General features: G+C 61.4%; 17 protein-coding genes and 1 tRNA gene. 11 read left to right on the forward strand and 7 right to left on the reverse strand.

Features of this window, described 5'->3' with window-relative positions; translation table 11 throughout:
* Positions 1-34: 34 nt before the first annotated feature.
* Positions 35-2,263 (reverse strand): penicillin-binding protein 1C, encoded by a 2,229-nt coding sequence (gene pbpC / locus B5526_RS00545; RefSeq protein ID WP_079536069.1) that lies wholly within the window; start codon positions 2,261-2,263, stop codon positions 35-37.
* Entirely contained in the window at positions 2,260-7,461 is a 5,202-nt protein-coding gene (locus B5526_RS00550; RefSeq protein ID WP_079536070.1) for an alpha-2-macroglobulin family protein, read from the reverse strand. Before B5526_RS00550 ends, pbpC begins: the two co-directional genes overlap by 4 nt.
* Positions 7,462-7,769: 308 nt before the next feature.
* Here B5526_RS00550 and B5526_RS00555 point away from each other — a divergent pair.
* Positions 7,770-7,846 (forward strand) — tRNA-Arg (locus B5526_RS00555).
* 179 nt (positions 7,847-8,025) lie between these two features.
* On the opposite strand, the gene B5526_RS00560 is transcribed toward B5526_RS00555, so the two are convergent.
* A complete protein-coding gene (locus B5526_RS00560; protein ID WP_079544584.1) occupies positions 8,026-8,244 on the reverse strand; it encodes a DUF2061 domain-containing protein in 219 nt (72 codons plus the stop codon).
* Between the two features lie 1,636 nt (positions 8,245-9,880).
* A complete protein-coding gene (locus B5526_RS37255) occupies positions 9,881-10,123 on the reverse strand; it encodes a hypothetical protein (RefSeq protein WP_154071050.1) in 243 nt (80 codons plus the stop codon).
* A 385-nt stretch (positions 10,124-10,508) separates the two neighbouring features.
* Between B5526_RS37255 and B5526_RS00580 the strand changes: the two genes are divergently transcribed.
* The 5 genes from B5526_RS00580 to B5526_RS00600 all read left to right on the forward strand — a co-directional run bounded on the left by B5526_RS00580 (position 10,509) and on the right by B5526_RS00600 (position 14,279).
* Complete coding sequence (locus tag B5526_RS00580) at positions 10,509-10,934, forward strand: hypothetical protein (protein ID WP_244562158.1); 426 nt, start codon at positions 10,509-10,511, stop codon at positions 10,932-10,934.
* A gap of 860 nt (positions 10,935-11,794) precedes the next feature.
* The gene (locus tag B5526_RS37260; protein ID WP_154071051.1) at positions 11,795-11,950 is read left to right on the forward strand and encodes a hypothetical protein; all 156 of its coding nucleotides are present in this window, start codon (positions 11,795-11,797) and stop codon (positions 11,948-11,950) included.
* A 276-nt stretch (positions 11,951-12,226) separates the two neighbouring features.
* Positions 12,227-12,580 (forward strand): hypothetical protein, encoded by a 354-nt coding sequence (locus B5526_RS00590; protein ID WP_244562159.1) that lies wholly within the window; start codon positions 12,227-12,229, stop codon positions 12,578-12,580.
* Positions 12,581-12,684: 104 nt separating this feature from the next.
* Positions 12,685-12,906 carry a hypothetical protein gene (locus tag B5526_RS00595; RefSeq protein ID WP_349642759.1) on the forward strand — a complete coding sequence of 74 codons (222 nt, stop codon included), beginning with the start codon at positions 12,685-12,687 and terminating at the stop codon, positions 12,904-12,906.
* 248 nt (positions 12,907-13,154) lie between these two features.
* A complete protein-coding gene (locus tag B5526_RS00600) occupies positions 13,155-14,279 on the forward strand; it encodes an amidinotransferase (RefSeq protein WP_244562160.1) in 1,125 nt (374 codons plus the stop codon).
* A gap of 37 nt (positions 14,280-14,316) precedes the next feature.
* On the opposite strand, the gene sugE is transcribed toward B5526_RS00600, so the two are convergent.
* Positions 14,317-14,631, reverse strand: a complete 315-nt coding sequence (sugE, locus tag B5526_RS00605) for a quaternary ammonium compound efflux SMR transporter SugE (protein ID WP_079536079.1) — start codon at positions 14,629-14,631, stop codon at positions 14,317-14,319.
* Between the two features lie 215 nt (positions 14,632-14,846).
* Entirely contained in the window at positions 14,847-15,188 is a 342-nt protein-coding gene (locus B5526_RS00610) for a hypothetical protein (RefSeq protein WP_079536081.1), read from the reverse strand.
* Between the two features lie 596 nt (positions 15,189-15,784).
* Here B5526_RS00610 and B5526_RS00615 point away from each other — a divergent pair.
* The 3 genes from B5526_RS00615 (at position 15,785) to B5526_RS00620 (ending at position 17,955) form a co-directional block, all read left to right on the forward strand.
* Entirely contained in the window at positions 15,785-16,012 is a 228-nt protein-coding gene (locus B5526_RS00615; protein ID WP_154071052.1) for a hypothetical protein, read from the forward strand.
* 1,360 nt (positions 16,013-17,372) lie between these two features.
* Positions 17,373-17,618: a response regulator gene (locus B5526_RS37265; RefSeq protein WP_154071053.1), complete on the forward strand. Its 246-nt coding sequence runs from the start codon at positions 17,373-17,375 to the stop codon at positions 17,616-17,618.
* A 94-nt stretch (positions 17,619-17,712) separates the two neighbouring features.
* Positions 17,713-17,955, forward strand: a complete 243-nt coding sequence (locus tag B5526_RS00620; RefSeq protein WP_079536084.1) for a hypothetical protein — start codon at positions 17,713-17,715, stop codon at positions 17,953-17,955.
* A 629-nt stretch (positions 17,956-18,584) separates the two neighbouring features.
* On the opposite strand, the gene B5526_RS00625 is transcribed toward B5526_RS00620, so the two are convergent.
* Complete coding sequence (locus B5526_RS00625; protein ID WP_079544587.1) at positions 18,585-18,845, reverse strand: DUF3551 domain-containing protein; 261 nt, start codon at positions 18,843-18,845, stop codon at positions 18,585-18,587.
* A 286-nt stretch (positions 18,846-19,131) separates the two neighbouring features.
* Between B5526_RS00625 and B5526_RS39345 the strand changes: the two genes are divergently transcribed.
* Together B5526_RS39345 and B5526_RS38295 are read left to right on the forward strand one after the other, a co-directional pair.
* Positions 19,132-19,257, forward strand: coding sequence for a hypothetical protein (locus B5526_RS39345; RefSeq protein WP_283807590.1), 126 nt, complete (start codon positions 19,132-19,134; stop codon positions 19,255-19,257).
* A complete protein-coding gene (locus B5526_RS38295; protein ID WP_172841936.1) occupies positions 19,254-19,424 on the forward strand; it encodes a hypothetical protein in 171 nt (56 codons plus the stop codon). Before B5526_RS39345 ends, B5526_RS38295 begins: the two co-directional genes overlap by 4 nt.
* Positions 19,425-19,442 lie beyond the last annotated feature (18 nt).

The following is a 19,442-nucleotide window of genomic DNA, read 5'->3' on the forward strand; positions in this document are numbered from 1 at the left end:
GAAACCGCTATCGCGACAACCGCTTAGGGAGGCTCTATTGAATTCGGATGACAACTGTGTCCGCAGCGCCCGTGGCGTCGATCACGGTCAATCGGGCAAAGCCTGGCCCGGGCGGATCGACCAGCCGCTGGCGCCTGCCGTCGATTTCACCGGCCGCGACGCCATTCACCAGCATGGTCATCGGCAGCACGCCGCCGGCGACTTTTACGGGCATCGCGGCGAATTGCCCGTTGGCCGAACGGTCGACGTCGATCCGCGAGCCATTTAAGGGAAATTGAATGTGCGGCGCCTGCTCGCCACCGGTCCGGACCAGTTCCCCGACGGCGCGGAACCGCCGCAGCGGCAACGGAAGTTTTGCGTTGCTGGCGACCAGCGCGCCTTTCGGCGGCTTTGGCAGCGGAACCGGAAGCTTGCCGGTTCGCGCGAAGGCATCGAACAGGATGGGTGCAGCGGCGGTGCGGCCGGCAAGGCCCGGAACCGGCGCGCCGTCGGGACGTCCCACCCAGACCCCGATGGTCATGCGGCCATCGAAGCCGACCGACCAGGCATCGCGGTAGCCGTAGCTGGTGCCGGTCTTGAACGCGACCCGGTTATGCGGCGCATTTTCCGGCGGCGGCGTGCCCATCAGCACATTGCCGACCTGCCACGCCGCGACCTGATCCAACAGCCTCAAGGATTCGCGCCGGTCGTCATTGTTGGTCACGATCTCGCGCAGCGGCCGTGTGTTGCCGAGCCGCGCCAATCCCGCATAGAGCTGCGCCAGATCCTGCAGCGTGACGCCGACGCCGCCGAGACCCATCGCAAGCCCCGGCGCCTCGTCTTTCGGCAGCACCAGATTGGCGCCCGCCTGCCGCAATCGCGACGCCAAGCGGCTCGAGCCGACCCGGTCGAGCAAGGCAATCGCCGGCACATTCAGCGACTGCTGCAGCGCCCGGCGCACTGCGACCGTGCCCTGAAAGGTCATGTCGAAATTTTCCGGCGCGTAAGTGCCGAACCGGATCGGCCGGTCGTCGATCAGGCTTTCCGGATGCACAAAGCCGTCCTCGAAGGCGAGGCCATAGATGAACGGTTTTAGGGTCGATCCCGGCGAGCGCACCGCGCGGCTCATGTCCACCTGCCCCGCGCGCCGCTCGTCGAAATAATCGGGCGAACCGACCCGCGCCAGGATGTCGCCGCTCTCATTGTCGACCGCGACGATGGCGACCGAAATGTTCGGACCCAAGGCGATGGCGCGATCGCGCGCCAGCGCTTCCAGCACTTTCTGCAGGCTCGCATCCAGCGTCAGCCGGATCACGGGCGCGTCCTTCACGGTCGCGATGGCCTGATCGGCGGAATGCGGCGCCAGGATCGGCATCGGCCGTCGCAGCCGCGGCACCAGAACCGTCTTGGCCTGCATGGCGTCGTCGCGCGACACCTGGCCATCTTCGACCATGCGATCGAGCACGCGATCGCGCGCCGCGCGCGCCACATCCGGATAGCGATCAAGCCTGCGGGTTTCCGGCGATTGCGGCAACGCGACCAATAGCGCGGCTTCCGCCAGCGACAGTCGCTTCGGCTCTTTGCCAAAGTAGGCGATGGACGCGGCGCGAATGCCCTCGAGATTGCCGCCATAGGGCGCCAGCGCCAGATAAAGATCGAGGATCTGGTCTTTTGTCAGCTGCCGCTCGATTTCCAGCGCGCGCACCATCTGCCGCAACTTGGCATAGACCGAGCGCTCGCGCCGCGGCTCCATCAACCGCGCCAGCTGCATCGTGATGGTCGAGCCGCCGGACACGATGTGCCCGCGCGCCACGAGCTGAAGCGCCGCGCGGCCGAGCGCAATGGGATCGACGCCCGAATGGGAGCGGAAGCGGCGGTCTTCATAGGCCAGCAGCAGTTTTAGATAGCCGGGATCGACGGCGGTCTTGGCGTCGACCGGCAGCCGCCAGCGGCCGTCGGCCATCGCATAGGCGCGCAACAGCTTTCCGTTGCGGTCGACGATTGTGGTGGAGACTTGTTTTGCTTGCTCCAATGGCAACGGCCCGAGCGAGACGACCCAGAAGGCGAAGGCAGCGGAGATCGCGAGGACTGCGAAGGCTACGGCGGCAGCGAAGCGAACGATGCGCCGTCTCCTCACACCGTCATGGCCGGGCTTGTCCCGGCCATCCACGTCTTCATTCGCAGCAACAAAGGACGTGGATGCCCGGGACATCTGCTGCGAAGACGGCGCTTCGCGCCTTTTGCCCGGGCATGACGGAGAACTGTTTGTCCCCGCTTCGCTCATTTCGCCGGACGCACCTCGACCGCTCCCGTGCCGGTGCGGCCGTAGCGCGAGGGGTTGTACATGTCCTCGACATAGGCTTGCGGCAGCACGTATTTACCCGGCGTCACCGCGCGCACCACATAGGCCACCGTGAACACCGCCTTGGCGTCGGCGGCGCGGTCGATGGCAGCCGTAAAGCGGTCGTCGCGGAACTCGGTGTTTTTAGGCTCCTCGCCATCCTCGATCCAGTCGAGCGTGCCGGTATCGCCTGATGAGACCAGATGCGGATTGTCGATCTCGAGGCCTGCCGGGAGATAATCCGACACCATGATGTGACCGAATTCCGGTTTTGCCTCGGTGATCTTCAGGACGACCGCGAAGCGATCGTTCTGCTTGGCCTTTGCCACGTCGGCCGGCTTGCCGTCGAGCGTGAAATAATTGCGCTCGATCTTGAAACCGTTCGAGGCTGCCGGCTCCGGCGTGATCGGCGCGCCGCTGACCGAGACCACCGCCTGGACCGGCGTGTCGCCGGTGTTGGTGATCTTGATCGGCGCTCCCGCCATCTCGCCGGCCTTGTAGCTGCGATAGAGCGCGGTCTTGATTGCCGCGCCGTTGAGGTCGAGGCTCATCGTCTCCTTCGACAGCGCGCGCGATGCCAGCACCAGCCAGGCATTTTCCTGCGTCGAGGTGTACGGCGTCAGCCCGCGCGCGACTTCGACGCGGGCGACCGCCTGCGTCAGCGTCGCCTTCGGCGCGTTGCCTTCACTCGCGAGCGAAACCAGCGCCGCAGCATCGCGCAACGCGCTGCCGTAATCGGTGCGGCCGAACTCCAGCACCGGCTTGGGCACAAGACTGTCGAGCGCGGCCTGATAGACCCGCTCGGCTCGCGTCTTGTCGCCGACGAGCGCCAGCGCCGCCGCCAGCTGCGATTTTGCGATCGGAGTCGCCAGATTGCTAAGCTTGGTATCGGCGAGATAGCGCAGATCGCCGATCGGGGCCGCGCCGTTACGCGCGAGCACGTAGAGCCCGTAAGCGAGATCGCGCCCGCCGTCTTTTTCCGGCTCATTGGCGTTGACGACCGAATTGCGGATGCGATCGAGCGCGCTCTTGAACGACACGTCCGGCACCGCAAATCCCTTTTCGCGGGCGCGGGTCAGGAAGTCCGTGACATAGGCGTCGAGCCAGGAATCGTCGCCGCCGGCCGACCACAGCCCGAACGACCCGTTCGAGCCTTGCCGCGCCAATAGCCGATCGATCGCATCCTTGATGCGCTGGTCGACTTCGGTATCCATCGCAAGATGCGCGCCGGCCGCAAGATCATTGACGTAGAGCAGCGGCATGGCGCGGCTCGTGATCTGTTCCGAACAGCCATGCGGATAGCGATCGAGCGCCTTGAGGATGGTGGCGGCGTCGAGCGCGGTGGACGTGCTCACCGACAGCGAGACACCGCCGGTGCCCTCGACCAGATCCGAGAACATGTCGGATGTCAGCGTCAGGCTTTCGCCTTTCGCCAAGGTCCGGATCGACCGGCGCGCCAGGATCTGCGTCGCCGGCTTGACATCGAGCGCGTAATGCCGCGCCAAGGTCAGCCCGTTCGGGCCGCTGATATCGACATCGAGCTGCGCGGAGCCGGCGCCGCCGGCGTCGAGCGCCAGCGACATCGAGGTTCGCTGCTTGGCCGCGAGATTCACGTTGGTGGCGGGATTGCCGGTGACTTTGACCGGTCCCGATGTCTTGACGCGGATGGTGTAGTCGCCGGGCGTGCCCTCGACGTTGTCGAGGTCAAAACTCATGGTGCCATGATCGCCGTTGAGCAGGAAGCGCGGCAATGTCGCCGTCAGCACCACGGGATCGCGCACCGTGACATCGGTGGTGGCGCGGCCAAGTTTTGTGGCGGTCCAGGCCACCGCCATCACCCGCGCTGTCCCTGCAAATTCGGGGATGTCGAAATTGACTTCAGCTGACCCGTCTGCCGCGACGGTGACAATCCCGGAATAGAGCGCCAACGGCTTCTGCGTCGGCGGACTGCCCTGCAGCTCCGCGCCGGAATCGCCGCCGGTCTTGAGCTGACCGCGCGTGCCCTGCATGCCGTCGATCAACTGCCCATAGAGGTCGCGGATTTCCGAACTAAGGCGGCGCTGGCCGAGATAATAATCATCCGGCGCCGGCGGCTTGTAGTTGGTGAGGTTGAGGATGCCGACATCGACCGCGGCAACCACGATTTTGGCGTCTTCGCCGGGGTTAAGACCGCCGAGCTTGACCGGCACCTTCAGCGTCGCGTTCGGGCGCACCAGGGCCGGCGGTGAAAGATTGACCTGCAGTGTCCGCGGGTTCTTGTCGATGCCGAACCATTTTAGCCCGATGGCGCGGCCCGGCATCCGCGAGGCGGCGACGTCGAGCGGGCGACGCAGCGTCGCCAGCACATAGGCGCCGGTGCCCCAATCCTTAGCCACGGGAATTTTGACCTGCGCGGTGCCTTCCTTGACGTCGGTGGTCTGCGTCGTCAGCAGGCGGTCGCCCAGCACGATGATGGTGAGCTTGCCGGCGGTGCGGGCGTTGACCGACACCACCATGGTATCGCTGGACTGGTATTGCGGCTTGTCGATCGAGGTCTCCAAGAGATCGGGCGTGTCGGCACTCCCGTCGGAATACCAGCCGACATCGAACTGCACCGATGTCAGGGGACCATCGGCCTCGGTCGATTTGACGTCGAGGCGATAGCGGCCGGGCTGCGGCGAGAGCGTTATCCGCGACGGCTTGTCGGCTGATATCGACAGATCGCCGTCGGCAACGCGAGTAGTCGATTTGACCGGCTCAAAATCCCAGGAGGAATTCTGGCGATACCATTGGTAGCGGGATTCGATCTTCAACAGCTCATAGCGCAGCCCCTCGCGCGCCAGTGGCTTGCCGTCGGGGGCTGCGAAGACGACGTCGAAGGCGGCCTTGTCGCCTTCGGCGACGTTCTTGTCGGCGAATAACGGTTTGACGCCGATCATGGCCGCTGCGGGCGCGACCGGCAGCACCAGTTTGCGCTCGACCGCGCGGCCGCCGGCTTCCGCCATGCGGATGAAGATTTGCGCCTCCTGCGGCCGCGTCGATGACGGCGGCTTTGCGAGGCTGACGGGGAATGTCGCGACGCCGCTGGCGTCTGACTCCGGCAGATTCTCGATCGGCGTGCGCTCGTTGCTGGTGGTTTCTTCATCGGCGACGCCGAACTGGTACCCGGCAAAACCCGGCCGCTCGGCGGCGGGCGCGACCAGCAGGTCGCCCTCAATCTGCAGGCCCGATGCCGGGGCGCCATAAAGGAAATGACCGTCCACTTTGAGTTCTACAGGAACTTCAGCTTTGATCTGCTTATCCTTGGCAGTGAGGTCGAATTCGATCCGCTCGGGGACGTAATCCTCGACCATGAAGGTGGTTTCGCCGACCGAATTGCCCTTCGGATCGGTAAAGGCCCGGACCCGCCAGGTCCCGGTCGGCACGGCGGAATTGAGCGCCAAGGTCATGCTGCGCCCGCCCGCGCCCTGGTCCGCGAGCTGCGCGCGACGGAATTCGACGCCGTCGGGACGCTCGATTACCAATGTCAGCGGCCCACCCGTGACGGCATTGCCCTGGCCGTCGCGCAGAAGTGCTGTGAGATACACGGTTTCGTTGGAGCGATAGACGCCGCGTTCGGCATAGACGAAGGCATCGGCGCCGGTTGGCGCGGGCCGGCCGGAAACGCCGCGATCCGACAGATCGAACGCGTTGGATTTCAGGCTCAGGAAAGCGTAGTCGGCCTTGTCGCCGGTCACTGTCAGCATCGCCGGCGACAGACCGCCCTCGCCGCGCGCCAGCCCCGCCTCGAACAGCACGTGGCCTGAGTCGTCGGTCTTGCGGGTCGCCAGAATCTCGTTGTTGCGCGCGACCAGCCGCACTTCGGCTTTGCCAACCGGGTCGGTCGAGGCCAGCGAATTGACGAAGACATGGATGCCGTCATTGCCGGAGAAGGCGGCGATGCCCAAATCCGAGACGATGAACCACTGCGTCGCCAGCGAATTGTCATCGTCGCTGCCGGGGCCCTTGGGCGCGGCGGTCATGACATAGACGCCCGGCTGCAGGTCGCCCAGCGCCTGGTCGACCGGGAACGCGGTGGTGACGTCCTGATTGAGCGTGGTCGCGGTCGCAAGTTCGCCCGACCAGACTTTGACGCCGCGCTCGCCGCCGAGGCCCGACAATTCATATTTGTTCAGGGAACGTTGAAAATCATTGTCGATCACGGTGTTGATCAGATTGCGGTCGCCGATCCGGAAGACGTCGACGGTCACCGCGGGCGTATTGACGCTGACGAGCGGAATACCGCGCTGGCCGGTGCGGGGCAGCACATAGGCCCGCCCGGTGAAGCGCACGAACGGCTTGCGGTCGCGGACGTAAATGTTGAATTCAGCCGATTTCGGCAGGGTTTCCTTGACCGTGGACGGCAGCCCCGCGCGCAGATTGATGTTGTAGCGCTCGCCATGGGTCAATCCGTCGACGCAAAGCTGCTTTTCCTCCACCGACAGCGCCGGCTTGTCGTTGCCGGCAAGCGTTACGAACGGCGCAAAGTCGGTGCGTTTTGCCAGATCTTCGGAGAACTGGAAGCAGGCGCGCGGCGAGGCTGAATCGGAATCGACGGTATAATCGAGCAATCGAAAACCGTGCTCGTCGCGCATCTTCTCATATTGTCCGCGCACGTCGGCGACCTCGCGCATGTCGAGCGACAGCCGCAACGCATCGAGCGACGGGCGCCACAGCTTGCGCTCGGACAGCGCCCGGCCGAGCACGGCGAGCGCATCCGCCTCCTCGCCCGGATTGCCGGCGCGCTGATAGGCGATGTAGGCCGCGGTCGAGGCCCGCTCGAGCAGGAAGGTCTGCTCGGTCGAGTTGGCCGGGCGGATCTGGAAGATGGTACGCGCGAGCCGCAGCCAGTTGCCGCTGTCCTCCGGCGTCGTCGCGGCGATTTGCCCGAGGATTTGCAATCCGGTGCGGAAATCGCTGCGCTTGAAGGCGGCATCGGCGTCGGTTTTCAGCGTCGCATTGGATTTGGCGACCGGCCCCGCCTCGCTCTTGATCTGGGCCTCCAGTTTTATGGCCGAATCGGCGAGATCGTCGCGTTTGAAGGCCTTATCCGCGGCCTGCGCTGAGACCAGGCCAAGCGCCAGCGTTGCGCAAAGTGTTGCGGCGCGAACCAAACCGATCATGATGGAGCTCCCGGGCCAGCGGACAGATGCCGCTTAAGGGTGAGAAATGCGCGAAAAGGTGACGGACTGATGGCGGCGAAATGGGGTTGCGAAAAAGTCGCATGTGACATCTGCCGAAACGAGCCTTTTGCCTCGCCGGCGGCCCATTGCGGCGCAGCATGGCGTGCAACATAGCGTTAAGGGCGGACCGGGGGTCCACCGCTTCGGTATGTCGTCTGTGGTCACAAAAGGGTTCGGAACGGGCTTGGCGGCAAGGCGGATTTTTCATATTGGCAGTGCTATGAAGGCGCAATTCGGGTCACCCCGACGGTCCCATAGCTCAACTGGATAGAGTAACGGATTTCTACTCCGTGGGTTGCAGGTTCGAATCCTGCTGGGATCGCCAACAATTTCAAGGGGATGTGCGTTCTGTTCTCGTTAAATCCGTGTACCATTCCGAAATGAAGAAAACCCTTTGGTATCAGCCTTTCCCGTTTAGTACCGCTGAGTCCGTGGTACACGGATGGTACACGGCGGTTCGTTTTTCGTTCGCGAATTTGCTCGGCAAGTTTTGTGGGCAGTAAGTTAACGTCGTCCCCAAGGGGCGGCAGCCCACAAGCGCTCATGCAGGTAATACCACACGATTTTGGTTGCGAACTCGAGGACGGCGATGGAGCCCGCGAGTCCAACCTTGCCCGACAAGAACCAGCTGATCGCGAAAGTGTCGAGGGTGCCTAAAGTTCGCCAACTGATCGCTTTGAGGACTGACCGTGAATGTGTATCGCCGCCGCTGAACAAGATCACGCCGGGTGTCTCCAACCGGACTATCAGATTCAATCATATCACGGCGCGCGCCGCCCCTCATCTCTCCTCGACCGCAAAGTGCCGAGCGCTCCCGGCGAGGGCAGTCCGGCAAGGTTGAGATTAAAAGAGGGCTGCCAAACTGAGGCGGCCAGAAACGCACAACGCCGCCAAACGGAAATATGATCGCTCGGCGGCGGTGCATATCGAAGCTGGGCCCTCAAAATCCCCAGCACTGATATGTCAGCACGAGACGTGCCAAGGTTCAACGAACAACTCGCCCGTAAGACTACGGGGCAAGGGCGTGCAGCGGACTAACGAGGTAGCCCGAACGAAAATTCGCCGGCGTGAACCGGCCTCGCGTCCAGCAGCAAAAAGCCGCTACTGGAGCGGTGGCGACTTTCGTTTGTCAGTTTAACAAAACGGTAAGGCAAGTCAGCCGTAAATGCCGAATTGGCTGGGGGTAGCACGATGGTGGGCCCCGCAATGACAGAATATACAGTCAAGGAAATTGGCCATCAATGGATCGTGTACGCTGATCGGCTAAGCATCGCTGCTTGTGCCGACGAACATTCGGCTTTGAAAGTGATTGCCGAAGATAGCGCCACACGCAAATCGACGGTCCACGATAATAGGGCAAGCAAAAGCCCGCCCGGCGTGAACTGGCGCTCATTGTACGGATGATGCCAAGCCGGACTGCGGATTTGTCGAGCAGAGTGACATAGTTCACATTTGCCGCGCGCTGGGTGAGCTATCACGCGAGGCCAGTCTCATCCTTGGGGTTGGGATTGGAGGCTGCAAATGGCTACTATCGCAAGAGCGCTTTCGCGTGCGTCTGGAACTCAGGTTGACGTCGAAACGCTAAAAACCATTGTTATCTTTTGCGGCGTCGGCCTGGTCGTTTCGTTGCTTCTGGCAGAATGGATTGCCTCTCTGCGACTAGCACCGGACGCCAATGGACTGGATATAATTGACTGGATATAAACGCCGGATTCTTCTGACGGGCGGCCCTCACCTCTGCTCGTCCGGATGAGCGCCGGCCTGTGTCCGCGCGGGGCTCCATTGACGCCCCGTTTGCCGCGCACCGGACACGACTCGCGCACATCGATTGAGCATCACCGCTCCTCGTCCGGATGATTGCCTGTGAGTTGTCCGAATCTCGGATATGATCTTCGGGCGGCGTCCTAATCCAGCGCTGCAATTCATACCGGCCCCGTCCGCCTTCCCAGCGAGCGGGGTTTTTTAGCGTTCCTCATCATGAGTGCAAGACCGAGCGAGCTGACTAGAAATTCAAGCTGCCAAACTCAGTGGGAAGCATTGGGTGGAGTTCTTGCAACGGCGGCTTGGCAGCGGCCGGTAGCTCGATCGAAGAAGATCGCGACCGCAACATGGTGGCTACAACCACAATCAGAGCAGCAACCGCGATAGTCATTCGCATCATGGCCGCGCCAGTTTTTGGCCGAGATTGCGCTTGGTGCGTCAAAGCATCCCTTGAACTCATTGGCTGGTCTCCCGTTGCTGATATGCGCACCCAAATTGAACGGTCTGCGCTACGGCGCTATTTCAGCCTCGGGAAAAAGGTTGCGATTGTAAGAAAAAACCCGCCGGCGCGAACCGGCGGGCTGTCTCATTTACGCGCTCAGGCCATCCCCACGCCTTGCCAATCGCGGAAGGGGACTTGTTCGTCCAAACCATCCTGATCGGCGATGCCGGATTCGGAGCCGTCTTGCTCGAGGTCGCGGCGGCTGCCAGCGGCCCATTGCTCTTGGTTGAGGTGGTGATCGAGGCTGCCAAGGGACGGTTCGCGCAATCCATCGTCCTCTGCTGGATCGCCGTCCTCTAGCTCGGCGTCGTCCGCTTCGTCCTCCGGTTCGAGCTCCATGTGGTTGTCCGTGTCATCGAGAAAACCGGATAAGCCGGTCGATCCCCTTGCGCCGATCGTCTGGAATAGTTTGCTCCATCTCGCCGTAATGCCGCATGGCGTCGTCCGTGGCCGCGATGGCGGCCCTGTGGTCCGCTATCAGGCCCAAAATGGCTTCCGGCTTCTTAGCCGCGCCCGCCAGCGCGTCGGCGGTCGACGCGGGCGGAATTGTCGCCCGTGCCACCAGCGGCCACGCCAGCAGCGTTCGTCAGGAAGCGGCGCCGCGACGTGGCGTCCATAGGGTTGCTTTGAGATATGGGCGCGTTTGTGGGTGGCGTGCTATGCACGCGGTCAGCCTTGGGCATTGAGAGGAGCTCCTTGCTCGGGGTTAGAGCCGGGGCGGAAGTTGACGCTTCCCCTTGGGTCGGATTTTTGGTACTACACATTTATGGCGAAGTCAAATAAGGTAGTACCACAAAACAGGCGCGGTCGGCCAGCAACGGGCAGAGACCCAGTTACGGCCATTCGTCTATCAATCGAATTACGAGAGAACGTCGATGCATGGGCTGCGAAGCAGCCGGAGGCGCCCAGTCGCTCCGAAGCCATCCGCCGCCTGGTCGAGCTTGGCCTCCAGGTGAAGATGCCAGCGAGGCCCGTCAGCAATCCCGGCCGGAAGTTGCGCGCTCAGGAGCTCGCCACAAAGGCGATCGAAAAGATGATCGATCCGGCTGCGCCGCCCGAAGAACGCGCCCAGCGGCGGAGCCGCCTCACCAAAGGCCCGACCGAATTTCGTGAGGCCCGCGTCGATCTACCGAAGGCGAAGGGGAAATAAAATGAACGTGCCGCCGCAACCCCAAAGGGATCACGGCGGCAAGTCTTGGGAGAAAACGCCCGCCCAAAGGAGGGCAGTCCACCGTCTCTCGACGGTCTCGCATCAGCCCTAAGGCTGAAATCAGCAATCTACCTTACAGTCAGATCCCGCTTCCTAGCGCTTCGCCGCGTTTGGAAACATCAATGCGTGATCCTCAATTTCCTGGTTTGGAAGCTTATTTACGCCGGCCGCGGTGTGGAGCTGCTGCAACGAGGGCATCGCAGCGGTCTCGGCGGACATCTCGGTCCGCGGAGACCGCAACATGGCGGCCGCGGCGGCGATTAGAGCGATAGTCGCAAGAGCAGAAATCATCCGACGCTTCATGGGAAGCCTCCCGTTCAGGTCCGATACGTAGAAAAGTCTGCACCGTTTCAATTATCTCGAGCCGCGACGCACGAATGTGAACCGCTTCACGTCTCACGCTCACTTGATGCTGAGAGAGACCGCCTTCGGTCTTTTTGTTTGCGATACGCCTCCTTCCCCCCGCTAGTCACCGCGTTGGATGCAGCAGAAGTGGGTGCATCTCAATTGGCACACGGTTAAAGAACGAATTTCTCGTCACACACCTTGGCTGGTGCCGGTTTTGCGGCGAGGAAGACAAATCCCGTTTTCCATGGGCCCGCTTCTGGCACGCAGCCGGCGAGCAGCGGCGACGGTTAGAAGAACCTACTTTCTCAGCCTTCCAACGCTCCGCTATTTTACAGGCAGGATGATCTTCTGCCGGGGATGGTCCTGTTAGACGGAGAGAACGTCGGACGAAAGCGAATTCGCTGCGGCCGGATGTTCGCTCTGCAGATACTCAGCGATGGCACCATCCGCCAATGTGGCTGCCGCGTCGACAACTCGCGGAGAAAGACGAACTCGCAATCGGCCACGTCGACGACATGACGCTGAAGCAGGCGTTCAACTCCAAGGCTGCGCGCGACAACATCGCGAGCTTCATGACGGGAAACCTTCTTGGCGTGTGCCGCACATGACGGGCATCCATACCGACTATCTCGGCGTGGCTATGTTTCTTCGTGATCCTAACCATCGGGACGGCTACGCCGGCGGAAGCAATAGCGACCGCACCGGATGCGGGCACCGATTCCGATCCCGAGACAGCAAAGCGCCCTCTCGCATTAAAGCCAGCCATCAGTAAGACATTTCCACGATCAGCACCGCGGGGCCCCTCCCCTTGGGGCGGAGCGGCCTGATGCGCGCAACATATGGGGCGATTCGACTCGCGCGTCGGCCGGCGGCTTCAATGGCGCATGCAGCCGTTGCAAACAAGCCCAAGCAAGCAGAACATCCGCCGGGCCAATACCGGGGAAAAAGCAATGAAGGTCTTTGCCGCGACACTTACCTTGCTTGTTTCAAGCGCTGCCGCCGCTCAAGAGTGCCAGACGTGCTCAATGGCCGACGCCTGCATAACAACGTACCTTAAGGCGGCGTCGCAGGCCCAAAAGGCCACTAAGCAGGCAATCCGGGATTGGAAGCAGAATCTGGACAGGAAGGCCTCCGCAGAATTGTCCAGCAAGGGCACGCTCGCATTACAAGACGCCATGGAGTCGCAAGTTCGTTTGGAGCTTGAGCGCCTGAAGGAGTGCTTGGCTAAGATTAGGTAGCTGAGCCTCCGCGCGGCCGCCAGCCCGTCACCCTCGAGGATGCCGGCCGCTACATCACGAAGCTGCCTAAGGCCGAGCACGAGGCTGCGGAATTGCAAGCGGCCATGGCAGCGCTGATGCTCGTGGCTCGCGGTGGCCCGACCATGATGGCGCGCATCGGCGTCATGCGGGCTTTAAACCGACACGTCGAGCGCGAGTTCACGTCGCGCAAAATATCATCATTGGGGAAAGCGCAAGCTGGCGCGCGACCGATGAAATCTGGTTGGCCGCCGCCGCCCCTAATCTGCCCGAATCGCAATCGCATTTTGCTTTCGTCGACGCTGTGACGTCGACGACCCCATACTTCCGCCTCATCGCGGTTAACCTCAACCACTGACTCGAGATGGGGCGGATTTTTCACGCACGCGCGCGCCGCATGTTACCCGTCCGTCCCAGCCAACGTGTCTCTTGATTTAACGCATACGAGCCGTCCCGGTGGTAGACTACGCCAACTCATCGCCCGCCGACCCCGTCCAGCTTCTGTTTGGAACCTCCAAGGGCGCGCGACCGTTGTAGCCCTCAGAGGCCTCACGCAATGGGCATGATCACGCGCAGTATCGGCCCGGACGCCGCCCCAGCGCGGCAAGTTTCTCCAGTGAACTCGCACAACGAGTGGGATCCGCTGGAGGAGGTGATCGTCGGAAGGCTCGACGGTGCGACCATCCCGTCCGATCATCCGGTCGTGACCTGCAACATTCCGGGCATGGCCGCGCGGGCTCAGTCGCTGGTCGCAGGCTTCCGCTATCCAAAGATCATGATCGAACCGGCGCAGCGCGAGCTTGATGGCTTTGTTGCGCTCTTACAGTCGCTGGGCATCGTGGTGACGCGGCCGGAACCGGTTGATCACAAGAAACGCTTCAGCACGCCGGAATGGTCTTCGCACGGGTTCTGCAATACCTGTCCGCGCGACAGCATGCTCGTGATCGGCGACGAGATCATCGAAACGCCGATGGTTTGGCCGTGTCGCTACTTCGAGACGCACTCGTATCGTCCTATCCTGAAGGATTATTTCCGACGTGGCGCGCGCTGGACCGCCGCGCCCAGGCCGCAACTGACGAGCGAGCTGTTTGATGCAGAGTTTCGCGTCCCCGAAAAAGGCGAGCCGATCTCATATATCCTGACTGAATTCGAACCGGTCTTCGACGCCGCCGATTTCTTTCGCTGCGGGCGCGACCTGTTCGTGACCCGCAGCAACGTAACCAATGCGTCCGGCATTGAATGGCTGCGTCGCCATCTTGGCGACGGTTACCGCGTTCATGAGATCGAGAGCCGCTGTCCCACTCCGATGCACATCGATACCACCATATTGCCGCTTGGGCCCGGCAAGATTCTGATCAATCCCGAATATATAGACGTCGACCGTCTCCCGGCCATCTTGAAAAAATGGGACATCCTTGTGGCCCCGGAGCCCGACCCGATCGTCGATCGCATGCTCAAGATCACTTCGCTATGTGGGAAATGGCTCAACATGAACGTGCTGACAGTTGACGAGAAGCGCGTCATCGTCGATCCACATCATAGGGAAACAATGCGTGCGATGGAGAAATGGGGCTTCGAGCCGATTCCATGCGAGTTCTTGCACTACGCCGCATTTGGCGGTGCCTTCCACTGCGCCACGCTCGACGTCCGGCGGCGCGGCAGTTTGGAGAGCTATTTTTGAGCGCTGACCTTTCGCGAGATCCACATCGCCGCATGGCCTATGAGGTGATTTTCAGTCCGATGATACCCGAGAGAATGAGGCCGATACAGGCAAGCCTAAGCAAGGTCGCGGGCTCATTGAAAAGATAGATACCGAGCGCCGTAGTGCCGATAGTGCCAATTCCCGTCCACACCGCATAGGCCGTACCGACCGGCAGCGACTTAAGGGCCAGGCCTAGGAAACCAATACTTGCCGCCATGGCGGCGACTGTGCCGATCGTGGGTAACAGGCGCGAGAATCCTTCCGTGTATTTGAGGCCGATCGCCCAGACGGTTTCGCACAGGCCAGCAACGAGCAGGAAGAGCCAAGCCATGGGAGATCCTCCTTAAAGTGTTTGCTCATCTCAGTTCCTCTCCACGCTCTTTGCCGTTTGTGCAGCGCGTCCGCGCAAGCAAAACAGCGCAGAGCGCGCTGCTCGGCCTGTTCGCGCATCGAGCGCCCGAGGGACCTCAGGAATTAAATTGAACGGATTGATGAGTGCGGCGCGTTGCATTTATTTCCCCCCTTTTGAAGTTCTTGGCACCTAACCTACGCCCGAAACGGCGTCCCGAAAAGGTAGCAAATTTTGGTTGGTACTATCTTGCGCTGTGGATTGCCGCAGCGGCACAGGGCTTGAAACAAAGAGAACCCGCCGGCGAACCGGCGGGCTTTGGCTTTCAACTTTTTATCGAACCCATTTTCTGAGCGTGAATAAAGCTCCGGCATGAGGGGCGGGCTTGGATTTTGCTCGCCGGGCTCAAGGCTGCCGTCAAGATCGCTAATGAGTTCGGCGGCGACTTTCGTGCCCTCACCCCACGCCGCGCAATCATCAGCAAGTATCTGGCCATCGCGATCGAGATAGGAGCCACGCTGGTGTGTCTTCGGGAGCATCGTCTCACTGTCTCATCTACTGAATCAACACTACAGCCCGTATGAGACGTCGGGTCGCTGAATCACAAAGCTCTAACTTCTAGATCAATAGGAAATCGGTTCGGTGCCGGTACCGGGCCGGTAATCGAGAAGGTGATTGGTTCGGAAGAGCGCACCCAGCTGTCTCACCCCTGCACCATCCTCCGTAAGCCAGCAAGACACGTTGTGCGGAACGGATAAGTCGCTGTTCGTTCATGCAAACTTGCGGAAAAGTAAGTGGGAACACGAGACAGTTGAAACACTTTCTGGAGTTGCGAGGTGCAGCAAGGGCGAACAAGCTTTATCGGATGGCAAGACTTGCGTTCGAGGCCCGGTATTCCGGAACGCGTTAGCTTATTTTCGAATGCGGGATCACGGTTACGCGAGGTCGAGGCGCCGCGCTGATCAAACAAAGCGCAGTGCAAACGCTGAATGTCAGCGGCCGGCACGGATGGATTCGAACCATCTTCACGACATCGAGAGTACAGGTCCATAGCGCATAACAAAGGATTTAATGGTGACGGTGCGGTTGGCTCTTAACTAAACAAGTGTCCCAGAACAGCAGAGAAAAGGTCAACATGCAAATCACCGTCGTTGCCCTGATGTGCCACACGCTGGCCAGCATCCCGCAACCGGTCTGCCGTGAGGAAATCGTCGTCAAGGATGAGATGCCCATGCAGGCCTGCATGCTGTCGCAGCCCGCGATCGCAGACTGGAAGCGCCGCTCGATCTTCAGCGGCGATCAATGGAAGGTTTCCCGCATCAAATGCGTGCCAGGCGACTACGTCGTCAAGGGCGCGATCTGATGAATAAGACCGGCGCTCGGTGCGGCGACGGACTCCGGCCCGAGCTGCAAGCCCTATTCGATCGCCTTGCCATCGATCCACGCTCCGAACTCTTCGAGAGACACGACGGCATGGTCCAAGCCGGCCCGGATCCCACTTCCGAGACGGCACTCACAAACGTTGTGCCTCTTCGCGCTGATGGGCGGCGCGCCAGCGCTCGATCGCGTTGGAAAGGTACGTCGCCTCGCCGTCGCTGATCGAGCCCTCACCGTTGCCCTTCCAGAGCAGCCTGGCGGCCTCATCGAGGTGAAGTACGTCGCGGCGGCCTTGCGAAGGCCGTGGGATGTACAGCGCTTCGGCAGGCCGGCATCATCACCACAGATCTCGGAAGTAATTTTCGAACCCGGCCGCAGTGAACGGCTTGCCCTGCGCGGTGACGAGAAACGTCGTGCGTACCATCCGTCCGCCTGATGTTCCCGAAATGCACAACGCCGCCCCGGCGGAATATGATCGCCGGGCGGCGTTGGTATTTCCGTGGTCGGCTCCCTCAAATGCCGGCGGGCCAAGTCTGCCGTAGGTTCATGAAGCTCCGATTACGGGGCGGCCCGGCCGCGTTCCCACCGGAGTCGAGTCCGCGCCGGGCCTTGCCAGTCAGCGGGGCTGGCGTCTGATCCGGCCATGTGATGATGCGCGTTCGGAAGCGAGTTGGCGACACCGAAAGTGTCGCGTGGTGTTCCGCCAAATGAACACGGCGTGACGCCGGCGAGCGTTGAGCTCAGAGGCTCGCGACCACTGCATGGCCGCCCCGCCGTTCAGGAGCAGGGGGGCTTTCATGCCTTCGATCGCGTACTTGGTGCCCTCGCCCCAGTGCCATTGCTGCTCTTGGAGTGTCCTGCACCGCGGACCATTTGCCAGCGCCGCGCGCCGTCGGAATGCCTGGGCGTTGAGACCGTCCGCAATGGCCCGCAGGCTTGTGTTCCCGGCCGCCTGTAGACATGGTGCGCTCGATGAGGCCGCGCTCCGGGCTCGCGAGCGAGGCCGGATCAATGCCGGGCGCCCTCTCCCTTACCCAGCTTATCCGCAGCATATCCACAACCTCAAAACGCTCGAATTCGTCCTCTTTACGAGGACTTGCTGCGCACGAATTCACAGGGGGCGCGGGGAAGTTGAAATGCTTTGGTGTGCAGCGCGGCAGGAACCCGCCGGCGTGAACCGGCGGCCCCGGAGTATCGGCTGGCGCCTACTTTCGTTCCAAATATCCCGCGAATTAACTCGCGTTTTAGCCCTCCGGAGGCGCATAATCGCAAGCATCACCGCTCCGCCTCCCGGGCATTACCGGTGACAGAGAGTGTCGCGCTCCCGCCTATTCGAGGGAAGCATCATGCCCCAGTCTCAACGCCTGTCGTCCGTCATTCCATTCGTTGCATTCGAGCGCCCCGCCTGTCCGAAGTGCAAGGCGGCGATGATGCTCGCCAGCATCGAGCCCGTCCGCGCCGGCGTCGACCTGCATACGTTTGAATGCGCTGTTTGCAATCACGTATTTGAGGCCCTTGCCGCCTATGAAGACCCCATGAAGTCCAAGGGTCTCGGACGCTGGCTTCAAGGCGATTTGCACCCACCGAGGTAAGACTCCCCGGCGTGGGCGAGCGCCAGCCTTAGTTGCCATCTCATCCCGGCGGGAGGATGCTGCGGCTTCTTACGCGGGCATCATGGAGAGCAGTATGAGCAAGGCAGGTCTCGACAATCGTCACCGCAACAAGGATGGCGAAATAAGCCACAAGCACGGAAACACCCTTATCCGCACGTTGCGCAAGATTTACGGACAGGGTTTCGCGGCCGGCTATCCCGAAACCGAGAAGCTGAGCGATGTTCTGCTTCAACTGAACGAGACGTCGCTGAGCCAGCTCCGCCGCGACCATGAGACCGGCCATCTGGATCACAAGATCGCGAACGCGTCGAAGTAAGCCGCGACGAGAGTTACGGCCCAAATCGCCAATTCAGCCGCGCGGTCACCATCGAGATGTTCTGCTTGACGTCGAGGCCGCAGGTTCTGCCCGCAGGCGCCGCCTCGGTCCGGGTTTTCTACGCCCACGGACCGACTCCATAATTTGCCGCGAAAGCTCAAGCCCCGGCGGGCGGCATTTGCGCGCATTTTTGTCGCGTTCATGCCTGACAATGTCATTACTAGGGATGTGCTAGACGAGCGAAAATCAGGAGATGGCGATGATCAAAATGCGACTAGGATTTTTGATACCTATTTTTCTGTTGTGCACACCGCAGTGTGCACTGGCCCAGGGCACCTCCCAGCAAAACAGCATTCGCAGCGGTGTCGGTGCAAGTTCGCCAGGCGCGACTTCTCCAGGCCAGGCTAGCAGTCCCTCTCCCTCAGGTACGCCTTCGCGAAATCCTGTGGGAACGGGCCAAGGCCGGTCTCAAGGTGCTTTTGGTCTTACGCCGCAGCTTCAAAGAGAACTCGGAATCAATCGGCAACAATAGTGCATGCTGGCAAATCCGGGCGGCTACCTTGTCGATATCGGTAGCGCCATCGGCTTCAACCCCGCAAGACATTTAGAAGACATCATTTAGAAGACATTTAGTAGCTGCGGCGCTGCCGCCGATAATGTGGTCCCGCGGGCACTTGCGCGCCCGCGAAATATGGATTGGTGATGCACTGGGCGGCGCGTCCGGATGCCGACTGCGCGCACTGCGTCAGCGAAGTATAGCCGCATTCGATGGCGTCCCCTCCTATACCGTAGGTCTGCAGGCAGACCGGATAGTTCGGATCATACGTCTGCGCCCAAGCCGGAGCCGCCGTCGAAACCGTCGCGAAAATCGCCAAAGCCGGAATGCGCATCAGAGGCTCCTTCGGGCGGCGCATCAGACTGGCCCGTTGTCCGAAGTCAATTCACGTTCGCGCGTTGGCGCAGGCCCGGTCATTTACACAAGTTATCCGCAGCATATCCACAACCTTAAAACGGTTGAATTTGAGCCTGTTTTGCGCGGACTTGCTGCGCACGAATTCACGGGGGCGCGAGGGGAAATCGACATCTTCCAACGCTTAAAGAAGGTTTTAGTGGAGACGATGCGGCTGTCTCTTATCTAGCCAATGCAGGCAACAAACGAGACAACGCGGTACCACCATGACGCCATACCTGATAGCCGCCCGTGAGGGCATCATCTGGTGGATCACGCTCACCCTGATTCCGGTCGAAATTGTCTTCGACGCCATCGAAGGCGAACTCGACCGGCGCGAGAGGACGCCATGATCGTCCGCTGCATCGACAACACCCTACAGCGCGACGTGCTGGTGGTCGGGCGCGAATACGAGGTCCGCGCCGAACGCGACGACTGCTACATCCTTTCCGGCTTCGACAAACGATTCAGCAAGACGCGGTTTGAGGTCGTGAAACGTTGTGCCACTCAGCACTGCTAAGCCGAGGACCCAGCCCAA

The sequence above is a fragment of the Bradyrhizobium lablabi genome, assembly GCF_900141755.1.
In the GTDB taxonomy this organism is placed as follows: Bacteria; Pseudomonadota; Alphaproteobacteria; order Rhizobiales; family Xanthobacteraceae; genus Bradyrhizobium; species Bradyrhizobium lablabi_A.